Here is a 4,302-nt window from a genome sequence, read left to right as displayed (position 1 = left end):
GTCAATAAATCAGCGGCTGATCCACCGCCATCGCCAGCAAGCCGGCTCCTACAGGTTTGCGTTTGCCTTGATCCCTCATACATCCACGCACCTTGTAGGAGCCGGCTTGCCGGCGATGGGGCCCTTGGATGTTGCATCGGTCTTTCGGACGCCATCGCCGGCAAGCCGGACTCCTACAAGGTCGGGTGTGATCTTTCGGCCTTGGCGGTGAGCTGTTCGCGGCAGTAATCGGCAAACAACTGCGCCGGTTTGGTCAGCTGCCCGCGCTTCAGCCACGCCGCCACCAACCCCGAGCCGGTGACGTCTTCGACGATGTCCACGCACACCACTTTCTGCCCGTCGTAGGTGCACTCCGAGTGCGGGCGGGTGACCAGGATCGAGAAGCCGAACCCTTGGCCGACCATGCCCCGAACCATCTCGATCGACGGTGAGCTGAACGCAATGTTCGGCGACAGGCCCAGTTCTTCGAACAGGCTGACGAAGTAGGTCCGGCTCGGTTGCACGTCCAGCAGAATCATCGGCTCCAGGCACAGATCGCGCAGGGACACTTGCTTGAGTTGGGCAAAGCGATGATCCGCCGGCAGCAATGCATAAGGCCGCTGCGCCGGCATCAGGGGTTCAGTTTCGATGGTGGCGTCGAGGTCGTGTTCATAGAGGATCGCCAGGTCGAAGGTGCCCGAGGTCAGGCCTTGCACCAACTCCTGCTGTTCGCCGTCACGGATGCGGATTTTCACGCCGGGATACAGCGCCGAGAACCCGGCAATCAATTGCGGCAAGTACAGCGGCGCGACGGTTTCGAAGCAGCCGATGTCGATTTGCCCGGCCACCACGTCATTGTCGGCCAGGGCGTTCTGTTCGAACTCCTTGGCCATGCGCAACAGTTCCTGGGCCTTGCGGTAGAAGCGTGCGCCGCTGGGCGTCAGGGACACGCCTTGTGCGTGATGACGGATCAGCAATTGCACGCCGAAGCTGTCTTCCAGGCCTTTGATCGCCGTGGAAATGGCCGGCTGGGCGATGTACAGCTTGCGCGACGCCTCGGCAACGCTGCCGCATTCGACGGTGGTGATGAAGTACTTCAATTGACGCAGGTTGTAGGCAGCCACGGCAAACCTCGGGGTGGATGGACTCGACATCCAGCAATTTTTGCGCCGACTGCGTCCGTTCTGACGACGGTGTTGTTGTGCCTGAACAATAACCACATACCGCACGACCGGGGAGATGGGCTGCCCAGTTTTTTCATGGTCTACGAAGACATTTTTACTATTTTTCCTCGACACGGGCCTGGGCCACCATCCAATTCACAAGAAAAGCCCATGGAGCATCTGAACGTGTTCGAGCTTACCTACTGGCAAAACAAGGCCGCTGCGCTGGCGTTTCCCGACCAGGCCCTGATTGATGGCAAACCCCGTTCGGCGCAGTCGGGGCAAACCTTCGCCGCGATCAACCCGGCCACCGGCCAGCGCCTGGCCAACGTGACAGCGTGCGGTGATGAAGAAGTGAACGCCGCCGTCAAAAATGCGCGGCAGGTGTTCGAGGCCGGCACCTGGTCGGCGCGTTCGCCAAACGAGCGCAAGCAAGTGCTGCTGCGCCTGGCTGATCTGATCATGACCCACCGCGAAGAACTGGCGCTGCTGGATTCGCTGAACATGGGCAAGCCAGTGATGGACGCCTACAACATCGACGTGCCGGGCGCCGCCGGGGTGTTTCGCTGGTACGCCGAAAGCCTCGACAAACTCTACGACCAGATCGCCCCGAGCGCGCAGAACGTACTGGCGACCATCACCCGCGAAGCGCTGGGCGTGGTCGCCGCCGTGGTGCCATGGAATTTCCCGCTGGACATGGCTGCATGGAAACTCGCGCCCGCGCTGGCGGCAGGCAACTCGGTGATCCTCAAACCCGCCGAGCAATCACCGTTTTCTGCCCTGCGTCTGGCCGAGTTGGCGCTTGAAGCCGGCTTGCCAGCAGGCGTGCTCAACGTGCTGCCGGGACTCGGCGAGCAGACCGGCAAAGCCCTTGGTTTGCACCCGGATGTCGATTGCCTGGTGTTCACCGGCTCCACCGAAGTCGGCAAATTTTTCATGCAGTATTCCGCGCAATCGAACCTGAAACAGGTGTGGCTGGAGTGCGGCGGCAAGAGCGCCAACCTGGTGTTCGCCGATTGTCAGGACCTGGATCTGGCGGCCGAAAAAGCTGCGTTCGGGATCTTCTTCAATCAGGGTGAAGTGTGCTCCGCCAACTCGCGGTTGCTGGTGCAGCGTTCGATCCATGACGAGTTCGTCGAGCGTCTCAAGGCGCAGGCCGAACGCTGGCTGCCGGGCGATCCGCTGGACCCGTCGAGCAGCGCCGGGGCGATCGTAGACAGCCGCCAGACCGCGCGCATCATGAAGTTCATCGAGCAAGCCCAGCGCCAGGGTGCGACCAAGGTGTGCGGTGGTCGGCAGTCGATTTTCAACGGCTCCGACAACTTCATTCAGCCGACGATTTTCACTAACGTGAGCCCGGACATGCCGCTGTTTCGCGACGAGGTGTTCGGCCCGGTGCTGGCCGTCACGGCGTTCGATGACGAGGCACACGCCTTGCAGCTGGCCAACGACAGCGTCTACGGCCTGGCCGCTTCGCTGTGGACCGACGACCTCAATCGCGCCCACCGTGTGGCGCGGCAATTGCGCGCAGGTACGGTTTCGGTGAACAGCGTCGATGCACTCGATGTGACGGTGCCGTTCGGCGGCGGCAAGCAGTCCGGTTTCGGCCGTGACCTGTCGCTGCACTCATTCGATAAATACACCCAGTTGAAGACCACCTGGTTTCAACTGCGCTAATAACAAAACGGAGAACTGGCGATGACCACACCACGTGAAACCCGCGACTACCAGGCCGCCGACGCTGCGCACCACATCCACGCATTCGTCGATCAGAAAGCGCTCAACGACGAAGGACCGCGGGTGATGGTCCGTGGCGAGCGCCTGCACCTGTGGGACAACGATGGTCGGCGCTACCTCGACGGCATGTCCGGGCTGTGGTGCACCAACCTCGGTTACGGCCGCAAGGATCTGGCGGCGGCAGCGGCTCGGCAGCTTGAGCAATTGCCGTACTACAACATGTTTTTCCATACCACTCACCCGCAGGTGATCGAGCTCTCGGAGCTGCTGTTCAGCCTGTTGCCGGGGCACTACAGCCACGCGATCTACACCAACTCCGGCTCCGAAGCGAACGAGGTGCTGATCCGCACCGTGCGCCGTTACTGGACCATCCTCGGCAAGCCCGAGAAGAAAATCATGATCGGTCGCTGGAACGGTTACCACGGTTCGACACTGGCGGCGACGGCGCTCGGCGGCATGAAGTTCATGCACGAAATGGGCGGCATGCTGCCGGACATCGAACACATCGACGAGCCGTACTTCTTCGCCCATGAAGGCAACCTGACCCCGGCTGAATTCGGCCTGCGGGCGGCGCAACAACTGGAAGCGAAGATTCTCGAACTGGGCGCGGACAAGGTCGCCGGGTTTATCGCCGAGCCGTTCCAGGGCGCGGGCGGGATGATCTTCCCGCCAGAGAGTTACTGGCCGGAAATTCAGCGGATTTGCCGCAAGTACGACGTGCTGTTGTGCGCCGACGAAGTGATCGGCGGCTTCGGTCGCACTGGCGAATGGTTCGCCCATGAGCACTTCGGTTTCGAGCCGGACACCCTGTCGATTGCCAAGGGGCTGACCTCTGGTTACATCCCCATGGGCGGGCTGATCCTGTCGAAGAAAATGGCGCAGGTATTGGTGGAGCAGGGCGGGGTGTTTGCCCACGGCCTGACCTATTCCGGACACCCGGTGGCGGCAGCGGTGGCCATCGCCAACCTCAAGGCGTTGCGCGATGAAGGCGTGGTGACGCGGGTCAAGGACGACATCGGGCCGTACCTGCAACAGTGTTTGCGCGAAGTGTTCGGCAATCACCCGTTGGTGGGGGATATTCAGGGTGTCGGGATGGTGGCGGCGTTGCAGTTGGCCGAAGACAAAACCAGTCGCAAGCGCTTTACCAACGAGAACGACATTGCCTGGCGTTGCCGCACGATTGGGTTTGAGGAGGGGGTGATTATTCGTTCGACGCTGGGGCGGATGATCATGGCGCCGGCGTTGATTGCCAGTCGGGAAGAGGTTGATGAGTTGGTGGGCAAGACGTTGAAAGCGGTCGATCGTACGGCGCAGGAATACGGGCGGCTCTGATGTAGCCGAAGGTCCTGCGGACCTTTTCGCGGGCAAGCCTCGCTCCTACAGGTTTATTGTCGGCCTCGGATTTTAGGCCTGACACATAACC

3 protein-coding genes are annotated in these 4,302 nt (G+C 61.4%); 2 read left to right on the top strand and 1 reads right to left on the bottom strand.

The features are described from left to right. Positions 1 to 173 precede the first annotated feature (173 nt). Complete coding sequence (locus KGB27_RS31040; protein WP_008041256.1) at positions 174 to 1,103, bottom strand: LysR substrate-binding domain-containing protein; 930 nt, start codon at positions 1,101 to 1,103, stop codon at positions 174 to 176. A gap of 225 nt (positions 1,104 to 1,328) precedes the next feature. On the opposite strand from KGB27_RS31040, the gene KGB27_RS31035 reads away from it, so the two are divergent. Together KGB27_RS31035 and KGB27_RS31030 are read left to right on the top strand one after the other, a co-directional pair. Continuing rightward, positions 1,329 to 2,819 carry an aldehyde dehydrogenase gene (locus KGB27_RS31035; protein WP_223557366.1) on the top strand — a complete coding sequence of 497 codons (1,491 nt, stop codon included), beginning with the start codon at positions 1,329 to 1,331 and terminating at the stop codon, positions 2,817 to 2,819. 21 nt (positions 2,820 to 2,840) lie between these two features. Then, positions 2,841 to 4,211 carry an aspartate aminotransferase family protein gene (locus KGB27_RS31030; protein WP_223557365.1) on the top strand — a complete coding sequence of 457 codons (1,371 nt, stop codon included), beginning with the start codon at positions 2,841 to 2,843 and terminating at the stop codon, positions 4,209 to 4,211. The last annotated feature ends 91 nt before the right edge of the window (positions 4,212 to 4,302 follow it).

The organism is Pseudomonas sp. BF-R-01 (genome assembly GCF_019946615.1).
Taxonomy (GTDB): Bacteria; Pseudomonadota; Gammaproteobacteria; order Pseudomonadales; family Pseudomonadaceae; genus Aquipseudomonas; species Aquipseudomonas migulae.
The sequence above is the reverse complement of the archived record's forward strand: the minus strand, read 5'-3'. Positions and strand labels throughout refer to the sequence as shown.